This window comes from Bacteroides sp. 14(A) (assembly GCF_000526555.1).
GTDB classification, from domain to species: domain Bacteria; phylum Bacteroidota; class Bacteroidia; order Bacteroidales; family Bacteroidaceae; genus Bacteroides; species Bacteroides cellulosilyticus.
In genome coordinates this window covers 2332242-2349567 of sequence record NZ_JAGH01000002.1, presented here as the reverse complement: position 1 = coordinate 2349567, position 17326 = coordinate 2332242, and the positions used below count along the sequence as shown (strand labels likewise).

The window sequence follows — 17326 nt, the reverse complement described above, 5'->3', positions numbered from 1 at the left end:
CAATATATAAAAACGATTAGCCCATGTTTCACATCTTAGGATTTTTATTTGTCATTATAGTCGTTATTCTGGTCATCGGACTCAGCATCATCGGCACCGTTCTCCGAACAGTTTTCGGACTGGGGAAACGTCGTAGTTCTTCAGGTACTTACCAGAATGGCGGAGGAAGTTATCAATCCGGTAGAGGTTATTCTTTCTCGGGTGATCAACAACAGGATGCTTCTTCGCAATCCAACGGAGAAACAACTTCCCCTGGAAATGATATCCATAGAAAACACAAAAAACTTTTCTCTAAAGATGAAGGAGAATACGTGGATTTTGAAGAAATTAATGAGTAATCAGATTTTTGCCATGCCGGTAAGAATGTATTTACCTCTCAGATTATTCTCCTTCATATAAATTTGAACTTCCAGTCGGCAAGCAGACATTAAGGCATATCCCACTAACCTGTCATTCATAGCTTTGATAAATGAATACTCTGTATCGTTGTGAATAAAAGATATACGATGATATTCCATTACATAATGTATTTTAAGAATCTGTTAAGTAGTCAAATATACGGATAAAATACGAAATACAGATCAAAAAAAGGAACTATATTAGAATTCAGCGACGTTTTGCCGCAAAAAAATCCTTCATAAGCACTGCACACTCTTCACCAAGAACACCCTGTGAAACTGCCGTTTTCGGGTGCAAGGCCTGAGATGCATAACGCTGATATCCACGTTTCTCATCTCCGGCACCAAACACAAGTCTTCCCATCTGGGCCCAGGCAATCGCCCCCGCACACATAACACAAGGCTCTACTGTAACATAGAGAGTACATTCATTCAGATATTTTCCGCCAAGAGTAGAGGCTGCGGCAGTAATAGCCTGCATTTCAGCGTGAGCAGTCACATCAGTCAAAGTTTCTGTTAAGTTATGGGCGCGAGCTATAATACGGTCTTTGCATACAACGACTGCGCCAACGGGCACTTCTCCTCTTTCGGAAGCCTTACGTGCTTCAATCAACGCCTGTTTCATATAATAGTTATCGTCCATCCGCTTCAATTTAATTAGGATTAAAGAATTCTCTTTATCGTCTCATATCATGCTCACCGAAAAGGGTAGGATAATCTTCTTCCATATTCTTATGGATAAACATGAGAATAGTCTCCCGCAGCCACCGCGATTTATTCGTTATCTTGTATTTCTCCAGATAACGGTCTACAATCCGCAGCTCTTCCTCGCTCATCAGGCAAACAATACGCTGTTCGCGTTTGGGTTCTTCGGGTGTTGCTTTCGCACACGTTTTATCTCTCTTTCTCATATTTCCTGCAAAATTAGTTTTACTTCTGTAAATACAAAGCAGAAAAAACGTATTTTTGCATAGAAACAGCTAAAAATAAGGACGAATATAGGTATGGCAGCACACAATACCCTCGGAAAGACCGGAGAAGACGCCGCAGTGGCGTACCTGGAACGTAACGGATACACCATCAACCACCGTAATTGGCGAAAAAACCGTCTCGAACTGGACATTGTGGCAGTCAAGGACGGACTATTAATTGTGGTGGAGGTGAAAACCCGTAGTAATACAGAGTACATCGAACCGCAAGATGCTGTTAACTGGCAGAAAGTACGCCATATTGTAGTAGCCGCTGATGCTTACATCAAACATTTCAGTATTGATGCCCCTGTCCGCTTTGATATCATTACCGTTGTCGGTGAAGCTGATGCATTTGAAATAAAGCATATCAAAGATGCATTTTATCCGCCAATGTTCTGAATCAAACATGAAAAGTGCTTTTACACAGCATTTTCGTAATTCTTCTTGCCCGTTTCGGGAAAACTCTCTATCTTCGTTCGGAAATATTCTAAAAAAACTCTATTTATGAATCAGGCAAATTCCACTAAGCTAATCCCTTACGGGATGACAGACTTTCCTGTAATTATCCGTAATAACTATTATTATGTCGATAAGACGGAATATATCAGACAGATAGAACAGACTGCCCGTTTCTTCTTTTTCGTCCGCCCCCGTCGTTTCGGGAAGAGTCTTTTCCTCAATATGCTGGAATGCTATTATGATTGTAAGACAGAAAAACAATTTGATGAACTGTTTGGCAACTTATACGTGGGAAAACATCCTACTCCAGACCGCAACAAGTATCTTGTGCTGAAGATGAGCTTCTCCAGTATCGTCTCCGACCCGGAAAAAATGGAAGCCTCATTCAACAGTAACTGCGACATGATATTTACGGACTTTTGTCTGAAATATGCAGATTTACTGCCACCAGACACCCTTGAAATGGTACAACAAAAAGAAGTGGCTTCCGAGAAGCTGACCGCGGTATGCCTGTCATTGCGGAGACAAGGCCTGAAGATGTACCTCATCCTCGACGAATACGATAACTTTGCCAACAACGTACTGGTCAACTACGGCAATACCCGTTATCGCTCCCTCACCCATGGCGACGGTTTTCTGCGGAACTTTCTCAAAACCGTCAAAGACTATACTGACAGGGTTGTGGAACGTATGTACATCACCGGTGTCAGCCCTGTAACGATGGACGATCTCACAAGTGGCTTCAATATCGCCAGCAATCAAAGCACCAACCCGGTATTCAACAACATGATCGGATTCACCGAAGCCGAAGTACGGGAATTGCTAGAATACTACCGGCAGCAAGGAAAAATCATTCATCCCGTCGATGAGTTGATCAGCATGATGAAACCGTGGTATGATAATTACTGTTTCTCAGGTCGTTCACTAAAGGAACTGCCAATATATAATTCAGATATGGTTCTCTACTTCGTGAACAGTTATTTAAGCACGCAACTGCCACCCGAAAACATGCTCGACACCAACTGCCGCACTGACTATAACAAACTGCGCCACCTCATCCTTATAGACAAAAACTTCGGCAAAAATGCCAGTATCATTCAAGAAATCATTACACAGGGTGAAACGGTTGGCAGGATAAAAGAGTCCTTCCCCGCCGTGGAGATAGCGCAAACGGATAATTTCAAGAGTCTGCTCTTCTATTACGGAATGCTGACAATAGCGGGTACACGCGGACCGATGCTGCAACTGACAATCCCCAACCAAGTGGTGCGCGAACAACTATACGGCTATCTGGCAGACGCATACCGCACCGCCGGACACATGAACCTAGATGTTGACGAACTGAATCAACTAATGTACGGCATGGCTTATTCCCGTGAATGGGAAAGCTACTTCCAATATATCGCCACCCGGCTAAAGGAACAAAGCTCCATCCGCGAATTCATGGAAGGTGAAGCACACGTCAAGGGCTTTCTCCTCAGCTATATGGGCATGAACAGTTACTACATAACAATGCCCGAATACGAAATGAACAAAGGCTTCTCCGACTTCTACCTGATACCCAACCTTCCGCAACTGCCCGATATGCCGTACAGCTATGCCATTGAAGTGAAGTATTGCCCCCGCGACGCCAAAGATGCAGAAGTGGAGAAGTTGCTGGAAGATGCAGGAATACAGTTGGCGCAATATGTAGCCTGTCCGAAAGTACAGGAAAAGAAAGGTACTACGGAAATTATCGCAATCGCCCTAGTGTTCCGCGGATGGGATTTGGTGAAATTCAAGCAAATTTCGTAACCGGACACCCGCAAATTAATAGAAATTAAAAACAGAAAGTATGGATATAGAAACCGCCCGCGAATACTGTCTTGCCAAAAAAGCCGTAACGGAATGTCTTCCGTTCGACGAGTATTCACTTGTGATGAAAGTGATGGATAAGATGTTTGTACTGATTGACTTGGAAGGCTCTAACAAAATCTGTATGAAGTGTGATCCGGAGTATGCAATAGAATTGCGTGAACATTACTCAGCTATTGAGGGCGCCTACCACTTTAACAAGAAATACTGGAACCAAATCTTCCTTGACGGAGATGTGGACGATAAACTGATAAAGAGCCTCATCGACCATGCTTATGAGGAAGTACTAAAGAAATTCACCAAGAAAATGCGTACCGAATATGATGCCCTGATATGAAGAAAGAACTGAATTTGATGATTACTCCCGCAGAGTTTCCTGTCCCACTGATCATATTGCCGGAAACAGACTCTACGAATAACTATTTAACTCAACTTTGCAATGAACAGCAATCCGCTGTCCGAGAGTTCACGACGGTCATAGCCGAGCGCCAGACTGCCGGTAAAGGGCAGCGTGGCAACAGTTGGGAGTCAGAAGATTGCCGGAACATCACATTCAGTTTCGTGCTCTATCCTACTTTTATTGAAGCCCGTCGCCAGTTCATCCTTTCTCAAATCGTCTCCCTTTCCATCAAAGAAGAATTGGACCAATGGACAGAAGGTATCTCAATTAAATGGCCGAACGACATTTACTGGAACGAGAAGAAAATCTGCGGCATATTGATAGAGAATGATCTTTCAGGTCATCATATAGGGCGCAGCATTTCCGGCATCGGAGTAAACATCAATCAAGATGTCTTCCGGAGCAACGCCCCAAATCCGATATCTTTAAAACAAATCACGGGAAAAGACCACGACCGCTATCTGATACTTGCCAATATCATGGAGCGGGTAAAAGAATACTATACCCTTTTGCAAGCGGACACTTCAAACAATGCAGCCGATATTATCACAGAACGTTATGTCCGTTCCCTTTTCCGCCGAAACGGCTTCCACCGTTATGCAGACGCAGACGGTGAATTCCTTGCACGCCTGCTACGCGTAGAACCGGACGGACGATTTATTCTTAAGGATCAGACTGGAAAAGAACGCGGATATTTATTTAAAGAAGTACAGTATCTGCTCTGATACCCAAAGTCTACTTCTTTCTCCAAAGTAAGCTTCTTGAAATTAGAATAACTTTCCGCACTAAACAATTTGATATCATTTTATTTTTTCATTACTTTGTAAGTTAAAGAAATACATTGATCAAAAATGAAAAATAAATTCTTATACAAGTTACGTAGTGGGAAAAACCCAAAATTTATATACTATGCCATAAATGCATGCAGGCTTTTAATGCCGAAGTTTTTTTTTCGAATGCGTCTTCACAATAGATTAGAAACGCTATCCCGAAGGAATGATAGAACATATATAGAGCAACGCGTCAACTATTATAATAAATTGACCGGACCAATAAAGCTACCCTCCACTGCACCTCATTTAGCAGAGCATAAGATAGGTAAACAAAAGGTCTATTTTTTTGACACCTACCAATATACCCGTTGGTTTCCAGTTCGCTTCCAATGGGGTTTCTGTCCAGGAGACGTAACCTATATTCCTCAATATCCTTCTATTGTCAAAAGCCGCCCTTTAACTCTCCATAACGAAAATTCAGTAATAATGAAACTTGACAAAGTTAGACATTTTATCTTTGTTAATGACAAGAAAACATTCGAATCCAAGAAGAATATGGTAATTTTTCGAGGAAAAGTGAAAGGTAAAACTTCGCGCAAAAAATTCATGGAAATGTATTTCCATCATCCAATGTGCGACTTGGGCGATGTAAGCAAAAACACCACCGATCCTAAAGAGTGGCAGACCGAAAAGAAAACTATCCAAGAGCATTTAGATTACAAGTTTATTCTAGCCCTTGAAGGCAATGATGTTGCAAGCAATCTAAAATGGGTGATGTCTTCTAATTCCATAGCAGTGATGCCACAACCTACCTGTGAAACATGGTTCATGGAAGGTACATTGATTCCCAATTATCATTATATTGAAATAAAACCGGATTTCTCCGATTTAGAATCCCGCTTGCAATATTATATAGAACATATTGATGAAGCACAGGAAATCATTAAACATGCCAATGAATACGTAAAGCAGTTCAAGAACCGGAAACGGGAGAACTTGATTTCGCTATTGGTGTTAGAAAAATATTTCAAAGTGACCGGTCAACATGCCCTCTGAGAACGATCTTTCCACCTATGACACTTCCACTCTTCACTTTTTTAGAAAAAAAAACGTATCTTTGTACGTATGAAACAAACAAGCACACGATTCATACTACTAACCTGTCTGCTCCTATGCGCCTACGCATGTGGCAAAAGGCCTTACCCGAAATCACTAATTGTAGCGGACAGCTTGGCGAGTGCGCGACCGGATAGCGCTATCGCTTTATTGAATACACTAAAAGAGAGCATGAAAGCAGAATCTGAAGCAACGCGGATGTATTATCGGCTGCTTTGCATCAAAGCAAACGACAAGGCATATATACGTCATACTTCTGATAGCTTGATACTACCCGTGCTACATTATTACACAGAGAAAAAAGATGAGCACCATTTGCCGGAGGCATACTATTATGCGGGACGGGTATACCGAGACTTAGAGGATGCACCGTTAGCACTGGATTACTTCCAAAAGGCGATAGACGCATTACCCGACAATAAAGGATATCGACTAAAAAGCAAGATATACAGCCAGATGGGAACGTTGTTTCTCTATCAGAAGACTTATGATGAAGCACTGAAAATATTAAAAGAAGCGCGAAAATGCAATATAGCACTAAAGGATAGCGCAAGTATGGTATTCAATTTACGAGATATAGCCAATGGTTACCGATGCCTCGACCAAAATGACAGTTCCCTATATTACCTCCGAAAGGCTTATTATATAGCGAAAGTTCTGAGAAATTACGATCTTATGGCTATGGTGCAAAGCCAAATGGCAAGCCTGTACATTGAATTAGAAAAATATGACTTAGCTCGAAAATTCCTGCAACCCTCATTGGACTCCTTGGATATTCCCAGTAGAAGCGGCATCTTTTCCATGGCCTCAAAACTATATCACAAGACAGGCTCTATTGATTCCGCCATTTATTACTATACAGAATTACTGAAGTGCGGCACCATTTATGCCAAGCAGACAGCCTGCAAAGGATTGGCGGAAATCGCCATCATGCACAACAATCCCCAAGAGGCATTGTTGCACCTCCGCCAATACCAGCAATGCACGGACTCCATCTACCAAATCACCAATATAGAAACCATTCGCCGATTACATACTCTCTACAATTACCAACTCCGCGAGAAGGAGAACAACCGACTGAAAACAGCAAATGAAAGAAAACAAAACCTCATTATTTATATTATATCAATAGGAATTCTTATCATTGCCCTATTATTCGCCTACCTTCAACGCTACAAACGGAAAAAACAGCTGCTTAATATCCAATTAAAAAAGCTCAGCCAATTAAAGGAAGAGCAATACAGAAAAAGTGCCCTGTACATAAAAGAAAACGAGCTGAGAATTGAAAAACTGGAACAAGAACTGCAGGAAGCCGATTTAACAAACAATACACTGAGGGCCCAATTGGAAGAGCAAATAGAACTAACCCTCTGTACAAACAAGCAAGCGGAAATAGAATTGATCAGGCGTAAACAATCCGATACCGCACTTCCGGAATCAAAAATATACAAGCATATCCAGCAACTACTCACGACTAAAAAACGACTCTCCGGCAACGACTGGAAAGAACTTGAAGAAACCATAGACAGCCTTTACGAAGGTTTCACCGAAAAGTTGCGCAACCTCTATAATCTGAACGAGCAAGAATACTCTGTTTGCCTACTTATTAAGATAAACATCCCTCCCATAGACATTGCAAAACTGACGAATCGTAGCAAGGAGGCCATTTCTTCTACCCGCCGGAGACTTTATAAAAAAGTTTTCGGCACAAAAGGAAGTCCGAAGGACTGGGACGACATTATACTCTCATTATAAGCTAATTAGTCCATTTTAGCACACTATACTGCACACTGAAAAGGAATATGCACACTACATTGCACACTCCAATCATTTGATGTGATTTTAGAAAAGCTCATATTTGCAAACAAGAATCAACTAAAAAGCAAAAATTATGAAGCGAATACTTTTCATATTCATCAGTTTTCTGTTTTACATGGATGGCATGGCACAGGAAACACAAATACAGTTATATAAAGAAAATGTCGATGATTGGGTAAAGGATGACCGTTCCTTGCCTATAATGCCGACGGCTACTCAAAATGGCATATATTTGAATTACCCAGACTACCAAAAGGGAAATACACCATTGAACTAACCATAGGGGAAGAATCTTTCTATGAACACTTCTAAAGTTACAAAGGAACAGCACATTTAGGATACAAAACATCACCACGATTATTTCGAAATAACTCAATTAAAAATCAACTATTTAACAAAAAACATTATGAAAAACCAACTATCAACATTCACAATTTTCTTTTTTGCACTATTAGTTTCGTGCACAAATGATAATGAGCCTGTAATAATCAATAAATCAAGTATTGATTCTGATGTAATTTCAGCCAAAAGCATAGCAACAGATACAAGCTACATCAGTTACATGACATACATACACCAATTAGAGCAAAATTTCGAAGGAAAGACCATCTATCACAACTATAACAGACCAGACTTTTCTAAAGAGATAGAGCATCTCAAATCTATGAATTCTAAAGAAATAGAAACTCCGGCATTCTCTGCGAACACACGAATTTCCAGCGGAATTTCATTCGGTCCATGGGGAGGAAATGGTGGTGCCTCTTTTGATGCACCAGCAACCCTATCTGGTAATGCGACATGGAAAAAAATCCTTGCTATAAAAGTCAAGCACGGTGCGGTTATTGACGCAATCCAAGTATACTGGGTAGACAGTAATAATATATACACTAATTCTGCGCATTTTGGTGGAAATGGAGGTGCTGAATCATGGATGTTCTTAGCCAACAACGAATACATCACCAGCCTTCAGGTCAGCAGTGGCGGCAAAGTAGACAAACTGGTATTTACAACCAACCTGAATAAAGTTTATGTATTTGGTGGAAGTGGCGGAGATTGGACTTCAGTAGATTTTGGAAATATAGGTCTCCAGATGCACGGAATTTACGGAAAATCCGGGAAGAAAGTAGACCAAATTGGTATCTATTGCTATCCAAATTCCATGTTTGAATAAAACATTTATCAATATTGAGTCCACTTTAATTAGTAACCTGTTTAGACAATCGATTCTTTAAAGCGGACTCAATATACGCAATAAACAAGGTCACATTCTTGAAAATTAGAAGCATTAAACGAATGAGAAAATATACATACGACTACCTCATCGTGGGTTCCGGTTTATTCGGTTCTACTTTTGCGCAGATTATGAACGGAAATGGAAAGAAATGTCTGGTCATTGACAAACGCGGACACACAGGAGGAAACATTTATACAAAAGAAGAAAATGATATTAAAATACATTGGTATGGAGCGCATATATTTCATACGGACAATGAAGAAGTCTGGCATTATATAAACAAATTCACTAAATTCAACAACTATATTAACTCCCCACTAGCATACAGCGAAGGAAAGCTTTACAATCTTCCCTTTAATATGAATACATTCAATAAATTATGGAACGTAAATACTCCAGAAGAAGCAAAACACAAAATTCAGGAACAATGCTCTAAATATAAAGACATATCCCAGCCTGCCAATCTGGAAGAGCAAGCACTGAAGCTTTGCGGAGACGACATATATTACACTTTTATTAAGGAATATACAGAAAAGCAATGGGGACGTCCCGCCAACCAACTGCCTGCTTCCATCATCAAAAGAATACCTTTCCGTCTTACTTATAATAACAACTATTTCAACGACCCTTATCAAGGCATCCCTAAAGATGGCTATACTGCACTCACCAACAATCTGTTAAAGGATATCCATGTTCAAACCTATACAAACTATTTTGATAACATACCCTATTTTCAGAGTATAGCAGAAAAGATACTTTTCACAGGTTGCATCGACGAGTATTTTGAATATAAGTTTGGCAGACTGGATTACAGAAGTCTGAAGTTTAAACACATCTATCTGGATACTGACAATTATCAAGGTAATGCCGTAATCAACTACAATGAAGCTAAATACCCATTTACACGAATCATTGAACACAAACATTTTGAATTCGGGAAACAACCTTCAACTATCATTACCAAGGAGTATCCTCAGAAATATACGCCTTCTGACGAGCCTTATTACCCCATCAATGATGAAAAGAATTTAAAATGTTTTAATAAGTATAAGGCATTGGCAGAAAAAAATTCCCATGTCATTTTCGGAGGACGTTTGGGACAATATGCATATTTCGATATGGATGATACTATTGCATCAGCCATATCTCTCACCCAAAAGGAGTTATCAATCTAAAAGAACAAAACAATGACTCAATATTATCTATCCAAAAACTATAATGTTCTAAATAATGCAGGCAATAAGGCCAAAACAGATATAGAAGAAATTCTCTCTAAACTGGGATATAAAAATGCCGGACTACCGCAAACCACTTATTCCAACAAGATAACAGGCTTTTTAATAACCCTTGCCGGAGTACTAAAAGTGTTGTTTACAATTTCTGCCAATAACGTGGTAGTCGTTCAGTATCCTTTCAAGAAGTATTACTCTTTCGTATGTAATATCATACATTTGAAACGAGGAAAAGTTATCACAATAATCCATGACTTGGGAACTTTCAGAAGCAAAAAATTGACAGCAGAACAGGAAATCAAACGCCTCAGCCACTCAGATGTACTAATCGTACACAACAACAGGATGAAGGAATGGATGGAATCACAAGGATACACTCAACCTATGGTATGTCTGGAGATTTTCGATTATCTATCTCCTTCCGTAAACAACAATACACATGAGCCTAACCAGAAACCAATTAAGGTGATTTACGCAGGAGCACTAAATTACAGAAAAAACAAATATCTGTACTCTTTGAATGATGTGATGTCAAAATGGCAATTTGAACTTTACGGTAAAAGATTCGAAGAAGATAAAATAAAAGACAAAACGTTGTTCAAATTTAAAGGTTTTGTGCCTTCAGATCAGTTAATAGAACAAGTCAGCGCCCACTTTGGCTTAATATGGGAAGGAGACTCTATCCATACTTGCTCGGGAGATCTCGGAATATACCAGAAGATAAATAATCCGCATAAAGCGTCCTTATACATACGCTGCAATCTTCCCATAATTATATGGAAAGAAGCAGCATTGGCCTCATTTGTTGCAGAGAACAAAATAGGCGTGTGTATTGATTCACTGGAAGAGTTAGACTCCATATTATCATCCATTTCCGCAGAATCCTATAACGAAATGGTCAGAAATATAAAGGAGATCAATAAAAAGATTGCCTCGGGTTATTATTGCAAAAGAGCAGTAGAAAACGCAGAAAGCCTATTGCAGCTTACTTAATTTCCGCTTCCAGTTTCCTTATTTTTTCCAAGGTATTTCCCGCCTCTGTGGAAGGAAACAGTTGCAACACACGCTGCAAATAGTCCTTTGCTTTGGAGTAAACATTGGAGTAGACATCAGAGAGTCCGTTACGATAGCGGGCGTATTGCATCCGTGTAGGAGAAGTTATTTTCTTATAATCATCCTCCAGCTTCTTCTTTTCGCGTTCTGCTTGCAGGTAATAATAACTCCCCAGGAAAATATTGGCTTGCAGATTATTGGCATCCAGCATCAAAACCTTTTCATAAGTTTTGACGGCATCTTTTTCCTTGCCTCTCATCATCTCCATTTCGGCACACGACACAAGTGCAGGAACATCTTCGGAATGATACTGCAAGAATTCTCTGTAAAAAAGATAAGCTTTGTCATAATTCCGCTTACGCTTGTAATAGGTTGCCAACTCATTGACCAGACGGGGAGCCACGGCACTGTTTTTTTCTATTTGAGTCCAGTAATACATTTCAGTCTGATCGGCTCCGGCAGCTATCGCCTGACGAAACAGACTCACAACATAATCATCCTGCCCCTCAGACAAGGCAGCAGACACCTTCTGTAGGAGTTCTCCCGCCGTTTGCGCAGAGAGCACAAAGGGGAAAGTAACTATTAATGAAAATAGCAAAGTTAAGGTTCTCATCTCTTATTAAATATTACCCAGTTTTTGTTACCGCAAATATACTCATTTTTAAAACATTATGTATTATAAAAATTGTTATTATCAGGTACTTTTTTACCGTTTGCGACAAAAAGAGTACCTTTGTCGGTAAATAGAACAAACCAGAGTTTTAAAATGATTGCTCAAACTCCGAATATTATCAATAAAAGAATACTTCAGATAGCTGTACCCTCGATTATATCAAACATAACAGTTCCCCTGCTGGGACTGATTGATGTAACAATCGTAGGGCATCTGGGAGCCGCTGCATATATCGGAGCCATTGCCGTGGGCGGAATGTTATTCAACATTATCTACTGGATCTTCGGATTTTTGAGAATGGGGACCAGTGGAATGACCTCACAGGCATACGGCAAACATGATCTGGATGAAGTCGCACGACTTTTATTACGGTCTGTCGGAGTAGGATTGCTTATCGCCATTATCTTAGTGACATTGCAATATCCCATCCGGAAGCTGGCATTCACTTTTATACAAACTACAGAGGAAGTAGAGCGATTGGCTACACTCTATTTCCGGATCTGTATATGGGGAGCTCCTGCTATGCTCGGACTCTATGGATTCGCAGGTTGGTTCATCGGTATGCAGAATTCACGTTTCCCGATGTACATCGCCATCACACAAAATATTGTGAATATTGCCGCAAGCCTTTGTTTCGTTTACCTGTTCCACATGAAAGTTGCCGGGGTAGCTTGGGGAACACTTACAGCTCAATATACCGGTTTCCTGATGGCATTATTATTATGGAGGCGATATTATGGAGGACTTAAAAAGCACGTTGCTTGGCATGAAGTACTGAAAAAGGAAGCCATGCTGCGTTTTTTCCAGGTAAACCGGGATATCTTTCTACGAACCCTCTGTCTGGTCATTGTCACTCTATTTTTCACTTCTGCCGGAGCAGCACAAGGAGAAATAGTATTGGCCGTCAATACTTTGCTAATGCAATTATTCACTCTATTTTCTTATATCATGGATGGTTTTGCTTATTCAGGAGAAGCGTTAGTGGGGAAATATGTTGGTGCCAATAATCAACCGGCATTATATCGCACGGTTCGCCAACTCTTCATTTGGGGGGTCGGCCTTTCTACAGGTTTCACCTTGCTTTATTTCTTTGGAGGCAAGTCATTTCTGGGACTGCTGACTAATGAAATCTCCGTCATTCGGGAAGCCGAAAATTACTTTTATTGGGTATTGGCAATCCCACTTACAGGTTTTGCCGCTTTCCTGTGGGATGGCATTTTTATAGGAGCCACTGCCACCCGACAAATGTTTTACTCCATGCTGGTAGCTTCCGGCAGTTTCTTCCTTGTTTATTACTCTTTACACGAATGGATGGGAAATCATGCCCTCTGGCTCGCCTTCATCGTCTATTTATCTCTCCGTGGCATCATGCAGGCAGCTTTAAGTAGAAAAATTCTGTACCAAAGTTAATCTTTACAGACAGAAAGCGTATATTTGCAGAAACTAAATGTAATATCATATGGCAAAGTATAAAAGAATCCTGTTAAAGCTCAGCGGCGAAAGCCTGATGGGCGAAAAACAATATGGCATTGACGAGAAGCGCCTTGCCGAATATGCAGCACAGATCAAGGAAATCCATGAACTGGGCGTTCAGATAGGTATCGTCATCGGCGGTGGAAATATTTTCCGTGGATTGAGTGGTGCAAACAAAGGTTTCGACCGCGTAAAAGGTGACCAAATGGGCATGCTTGCAACTGTAATCAACAGTCTGGCACTAAGCTCTGCCCTAGTAGCCACCGGCGTAAAGGCACGTGTACTTACAGCCGTACGCATGGAACCTATCGGAGAATTTTATAATAAATGGAAAGCCATCGAAAGCATGGAAGCAGGCGAAGTCGTTATAATGTCTGCCGGAACGGGAAATCCGTTCTTCACTACAGACACGGGCTCTTCTCTACGCGGTATCGAGATTGAAGCCGATGTCATGCTAAAAGGTACACGTGTGGATGGTATCTATACCGCAGACCCGGAAAAAGATCCGACTGCCACAAAATTCGACGATATCACTTATGACGAAGTTCTGAAACGTGGACTGAAAGTAATGGATCTTACTGCAACATGCATGTGTAAGGAAAATAATCTCCCCATTGTTGTCTTTGACATGGATACAATAGGAAACTTGAAAAAGGTAATGTTAGGAGAAGAAATAGGTACATTGGTACATAACTGATAAAAAACAATCAAATAGTAAGAGACTCCGGTAGGCAGATGTTTACCGGAGTTTTTTGTTTTAAAATCTCTGCCCTGTTTTCAATTCCATATTTATCAGATTAAATAGCCACACCGCCATTTCTATCCTTCTTTCTCGCAACTGCTAAGTAAAATCATCGCAGACAGTCATTCTCTCCCTCACCAGTATATGCAGAGATATTCGTATTATCAAATATAAGCAATTTGCTTTATTCCTGTTAGCTAATATTTTGCAAATAGACAAAATTATACTACTTTTGTTCAATCAAAAATTCTAAAAGCACAATTCAAAACTAAGAAATATGAGAGAAGTAAAAGAGATCTTAGATGAAGCGCAAGAAAAAATGGATATGGCCGTCATGTATCTGGAAGAAGCATTGGCTCACATCCGCGCCGGAAAAGCAGACGTTCGTTTGCTGGACGGTATCCGTGTGGACTCTTACGGAAGCATGGTTCCCATCAATAACGTAGCTGCCGTAAATACTCCGGATGCCCGTAGTATTGTCATCAAGCCTTGGGACAAAAGTATGTTCAAGGTGATTGAGAAAGCTATCATTGACTCCAGCCTTGGCATCATGCCGGAAAATAACGGTGAAATCATCCGTATCGGTATCCCACCGCTGACTGAGGAACGCCGTAAACAACTTGCCAAACAGTGTAAAGGTGAAGGCGAAACTGCCAAAGTGAGCGTACGCAATGCCCGCCGTGATGCAATCGATGGCCTAAAGAAGTCTGTTAAAGACGGCCTGGCAGAAGATGCACAAAAAGGAGGTGAAGAGAAATTGCAGAAGATTCACGATAAATACATCAAGCAAATTGATGATATGCTGGCTGCAAAGGACAAAGAAATCATGACCGTATAATAATTTAATGAAGAATGGAGAATATCTCCATTCTTCATTACTCATCTAATTAGTAGTGAGGGGACTGGTAATAAAAAATACAGGTAGTTGGTATTTGGTAAAAACCGACGAAGGTAAATGTGTAGAGTGCAAAATCAAGGGTAACTTCCGGTTAAAAGGCATTCGCAGTACCAATCCGGTAGCTGTGGGAGACTATGTACAAATCATTCTGAATCCGGAAGGAACTGCTCTCATCAGTGAAATAGAAGACCGGAAAAATTACATTATCCGTCGTGCTTCCAATCTCTCCAAGCAATCGCACATTCTCGCTGCAAACCTTGACCAAAGCATGCTGATCGTAACGGTCAACTATCCGGAAACATCCACCACCTTTATCGACCGTTTTCTGGCTTCTGCCGAAGCATACCGTGTTCCGGTAAAGATCATCTTCAATAAAATAGACGCATACAATGAAGAGGAACTTCATTATATGAACAGCCTCATCAATCTCTATACCACTATCGGTTATCCCTGCTTTAAAGTCTCTGCCAAAACCGGTGAAGGCATTGAACTCATTCAGGAAGAACTTAAAGGGCGGGTAACACTTTTCTCCGGTCACTCCGGTGTAGGAAAATCAACGCTCATCAACGCAATATTGCCTGAACAGGACGTAAAAACGGGGGAGATTTCCGCCTACCACAACAAAGGAATGCACACCACTACGTTCTCTGAGATGTTTCCCGTTCCGGGAGACGGATATATCATTGACACACCGGGCATCAAAGGTTTCGGAACATTCGATATGGAAGAGGAGGAAATAGGACACTATTTCCCAGAGATATTTAAGTTCTCTGCCGATTGCCGTTACGGTAACTGTACGCATCGCCACGAACCGGGATGTGCCGTACGAAAAGCCGTGGAGGAACACTACATCAGCGAATCGCGTTATGCCTCATACCTTAACATGTTGGAAGACAAAGAGGAAGGTAAATACCGGGCTGCATATTAAAAGGAACGATAGATTGATAAAGCAACAATGTGATAACGTTTTATCAGTCTATTACTTTATCATCCTATCATAATAACACGCTATTGTGCTATTACATTATCACTTTATTACCTTTTTTAACGCTTTTCGCATTAAACCTTTCTGTTCCTAATATGTCCAAATTAGTGCTACATAATCTAACTTAATATCTGATATAATACTAATACTGATACATGAATAAAAAAGTTAAATGGGGCATTATCATTTTCATTGGTGCCGGACTGATAGGTTGGGGTATTTATTCCCAGCTTCCTAAAGAGAATAAAGAATTGGCAGCTGCCGACAAAGTTATGAGCAGTAACCGCAATGGCAAAAAAGCATTAAATGTAAACGCAAAGATCATAAAGCCACAGCTGCTCAAAGATGAAATCAAAATCAGCGGTAGCCTGTTGCCTGATGAGGAAGTGGATCTTTCTTTCGAAACCTCAGGTAAAATCATAGAAATCAATTTTGAGGAAGGTAGCCAGGTTAAAAAAGGACAACTGCTGGCTAAAGTGAACGACCGGCCTTTACAGGCACAGTTGCAACGTCTTGTTGCCCAACTGAAATTGGCAGAAGACCGCGTATTCCGCCAGAATGCATTGTTGGAGCGGGATGCAGTCAGTAAGGAAGCCTACGAGCAGGTAAAAACTGAATTGGCAACCCTGAATGCAGACATAGACCTGATAGAAGCTAACATTGCACAAACCGAGCTCCGTGCTCCGTTCGACGGTGTAATCGGTCTGCGCCAAGTCAGTGTCGGAACCTATGCTTCCCCCACTACCATCGTTGCCAAACTTACAAAAGTATCTCCGCTGAAAGTAGAATTTTCCGTTCCCGAACGTTATGCCAATGACGTAAAAATCGGTGCAGGAGTAAACTTCGGACTTGAGGGTAAGCTTGAAACGTTCCATGCCAAAGTGTACGCACGCGAGTCGAGAATGGATCAAAACACCCATACATTGACATTGCGTGCCCTCTACCCCAATGCCAACGGTAATGTAATGCCGGGACGCTATGCAGATATTCGCTTAAGTAAAAATGAAATCCATGATGCCCTTGCCGTTCCATCCGAAGCTATCGTTCCGGAAATGGGTAAGGACAAGATTTTCCTTTATAAATCTGGAAAAGCCCAACCTGTAGAAATACAAACTGGCATACGTACAGAAGCTGAAACCCAAGTATTGCAGGGTTTGCAGACCGGAGATACAATTATAATTTCCGGAACATTGCAGCTCCGCACAGGATTACCCGTAACATTGGATAATATCTATTAAACCAGACGC

Annotated in this window: 20 protein-coding genes; 16 read left to right on the top strand and 4 right to left on the bottom strand. The window is 40.9% G+C overall.

Annotation, left to right across the window (positions count from 1 at the left end):
* Window positions 1-23: 23 nt before the first annotated feature.
* A complete protein-coding gene (locus K429_RS0116330; RefSeq protein ID WP_026367611.1) occupies window positions 24-338 on the top strand; it encodes a DUF4834 family protein in 315 nt (104 codons plus the stop codon).
* On the opposite strand, the gene K429_RS0116325 is transcribed toward K429_RS0116330, so the two are convergent.
* From K429_RS0116325 to K429_RS0116315, 3 genes are all read right to left on the bottom strand, one after another.
* Window positions 339-518 (bottom strand): hypothetical protein, encoded by a 180-nt coding sequence (locus K429_RS0116325; RefSeq protein ID WP_007212262.1) that lies wholly within the window; start codon window positions 516-518, stop codon window positions 339-341.
* Between the two features lie 88 nt (window positions 519-606).
* Window positions 607-1041 (bottom strand): nucleoside deaminase, encoded by a 435-nt coding sequence (locus tag K429_RS0116320; protein ID WP_007212261.1) that lies wholly within the window; start codon window positions 1039-1041, stop codon window positions 607-609.
* 34 nt (window positions 1042-1075) lie between these two features.
* The gene (locus tag K429_RS0116315; RefSeq protein ID WP_007212260.1) at window positions 1076-1309 is read right to left on the bottom strand and encodes a hypothetical protein; all 234 of its coding nucleotides are present in this window, start codon (window positions 1307-1309) and stop codon (window positions 1076-1078) included.
* Window positions 1310-1402: 93 nt separating this feature from the next.
* On the opposite strand from K429_RS0116315, the gene K429_RS0116310 reads away from it, so the two are divergent.
* From K429_RS0116310 to K429_RS0116265, 10 genes are all read left to right on the top strand, one after another.
* Window positions 1403-1768 carry a YraN family protein gene (locus K429_RS0116310; RefSeq protein WP_007212259.1) on the top strand — a complete coding sequence of 122 codons (366 nt, stop codon included), beginning with the start codon at window positions 1403-1405 and terminating at the stop codon, window positions 1766-1768.
* Between the two features lie 105 nt (window positions 1769-1873).
* Complete coding sequence (locus tag K429_RS0116305; protein ID WP_026367610.1) at window positions 1874-3622, top strand: AAA family ATPase; 1749 nt, start codon at window positions 1874-1876, stop codon at window positions 3620-3622.
* A gap of 40 nt (window positions 3623-3662) precedes the next feature.
* Window positions 3663-4019 carry an MmcQ/YjbR family DNA-binding protein gene (locus tag K429_RS0116300; protein ID WP_007219624.1) on the top strand — a complete coding sequence of 119 codons (357 nt, stop codon included), beginning with the start codon at window positions 3663-3665 and terminating at the stop codon, window positions 4017-4019.
* Complete coding sequence (locus K429_RS0116295) at window positions 4016-4807, top strand: biotin--[acetyl-CoA-carboxylase] ligase (protein WP_044096708.1); 792 nt, start codon at window positions 4016-4018, stop codon at window positions 4805-4807. Before K429_RS0116300 ends, K429_RS0116295 begins: the two co-directional genes overlap by 4 nt.
* Before the next feature lie 126 nt (window positions 4808-4933).
* Window positions 4934-5911 carry a glycosyl transferase family 90 gene (locus tag K429_RS0116290; protein WP_007219626.1) on the top strand — a complete coding sequence of 326 codons (978 nt, stop codon included), beginning with the start codon at window positions 4934-4936 and terminating at the stop codon, window positions 5909-5911.
* Window positions 5912-5980: 69 nt separating this feature from the next.
* Window positions 5981-7726 carry a hypothetical protein gene (locus tag K429_RS0116285; protein WP_007219627.1) on the top strand — a complete coding sequence of 582 codons (1746 nt, stop codon included), beginning with the start codon at window positions 5981-5983 and terminating at the stop codon, window positions 7724-7726.
* Between the two features lie 136 nt (window positions 7727-7862).
* Window positions 7863-8066 (top strand): hypothetical protein, encoded by a 204-nt coding sequence (locus tag K429_RS0116280; RefSeq protein WP_026367608.1) that lies wholly within the window; start codon window positions 7863-7865, stop codon window positions 8064-8066.
* Window positions 8067-8195: 129 nt separating this feature from the next.
* Window positions 8196-8960, top strand: coding sequence for a jacalin-like lectin (locus K429_RS0116275; protein ID WP_026367607.1), 765 nt, complete (start codon window positions 8196-8198; stop codon window positions 8958-8960).
* A gap of 122 nt (window positions 8961-9082) precedes the next feature.
* Window positions 9083-10198, top strand: a complete 1116-nt coding sequence (gene glf / locus K429_RS0116270) for a UDP-galactopyranose mutase (protein ID WP_007219630.1) — start codon at window positions 9083-9085, stop codon at window positions 10196-10198.
* Between the two features lie 12 nt (window positions 10199-10210).
* Window positions 10211-11248: a galactofuranosyltransferase gene (locus K429_RS0116265; RefSeq protein WP_026367606.1), complete on the top strand. Its 1038-nt coding sequence runs from the start codon at window positions 10211-10213 to the stop codon at window positions 11246-11248.
* Here K429_RS0116265 and K429_RS0116260 read toward each other — a convergent pair.
* Entirely contained in the window at window positions 11241-11921 is a 681-nt protein-coding gene (locus tag K429_RS0116260) for a lipopolysaccharide assembly protein LapB (RefSeq protein WP_007219632.1), read from the bottom strand. The two genes, K429_RS0116265 and K429_RS0116260, sit on opposite strands and share 8 nt — an antisense overlap.
* Window positions 11922-12074: 153 nt before the next feature.
* Here K429_RS0116260 and K429_RS0116255 point away from each other — a divergent pair, with 153 nt between their 5' ends.
* From K429_RS0116255 to K429_RS0116235, 5 genes are all read left to right on the top strand, one after another.
* Window positions 12075-13391 (top strand): MATE family efflux transporter, encoded by a 1317-nt coding sequence (locus K429_RS0116255; RefSeq protein ID WP_026367605.1) that lies wholly within the window; start codon window positions 12075-12077, stop codon window positions 13389-13391.
* Between the two features lie 49 nt (window positions 13392-13440).
* Entirely contained in the window at window positions 13441-14151 is a 711-nt protein-coding gene (gene pyrH / locus K429_RS0116250; RefSeq protein ID WP_007212247.1) for a UMP kinase, read from the top strand.
* Window positions 14152-14473: 322 nt separating this feature from the next.
* On the top strand, window positions 14474-15034 hold the full coding sequence (frr, locus tag K429_RS0116245; RefSeq protein ID WP_007213330.1) for a ribosome recycling factor: 561 nt from the start codon (window positions 14474-14476) through the stop codon (window positions 15032-15034).
* Window positions 15035-15089: 55 nt separating this feature from the next.
* On the top strand, window positions 15090-16022 hold the full coding sequence (rsgA, locus tag K429_RS0116240) for a ribosome small subunit-dependent GTPase A (RefSeq protein ID WP_007219634.1): 933 nt from the start codon (window positions 15090-15092) through the stop codon (window positions 16020-16022).
* A 212-nt stretch (window positions 16023-16234) separates the two neighbouring features.
* On the top strand, window positions 16235-17317 hold the full coding sequence (locus K429_RS0116235) for an efflux RND transporter periplasmic adaptor subunit (RefSeq protein ID WP_007213328.1): 1083 nt from the start codon (window positions 16235-16237) through the stop codon (window positions 17315-17317).
* Window positions 17318-17326: the final 9 nt, after the last annotated feature.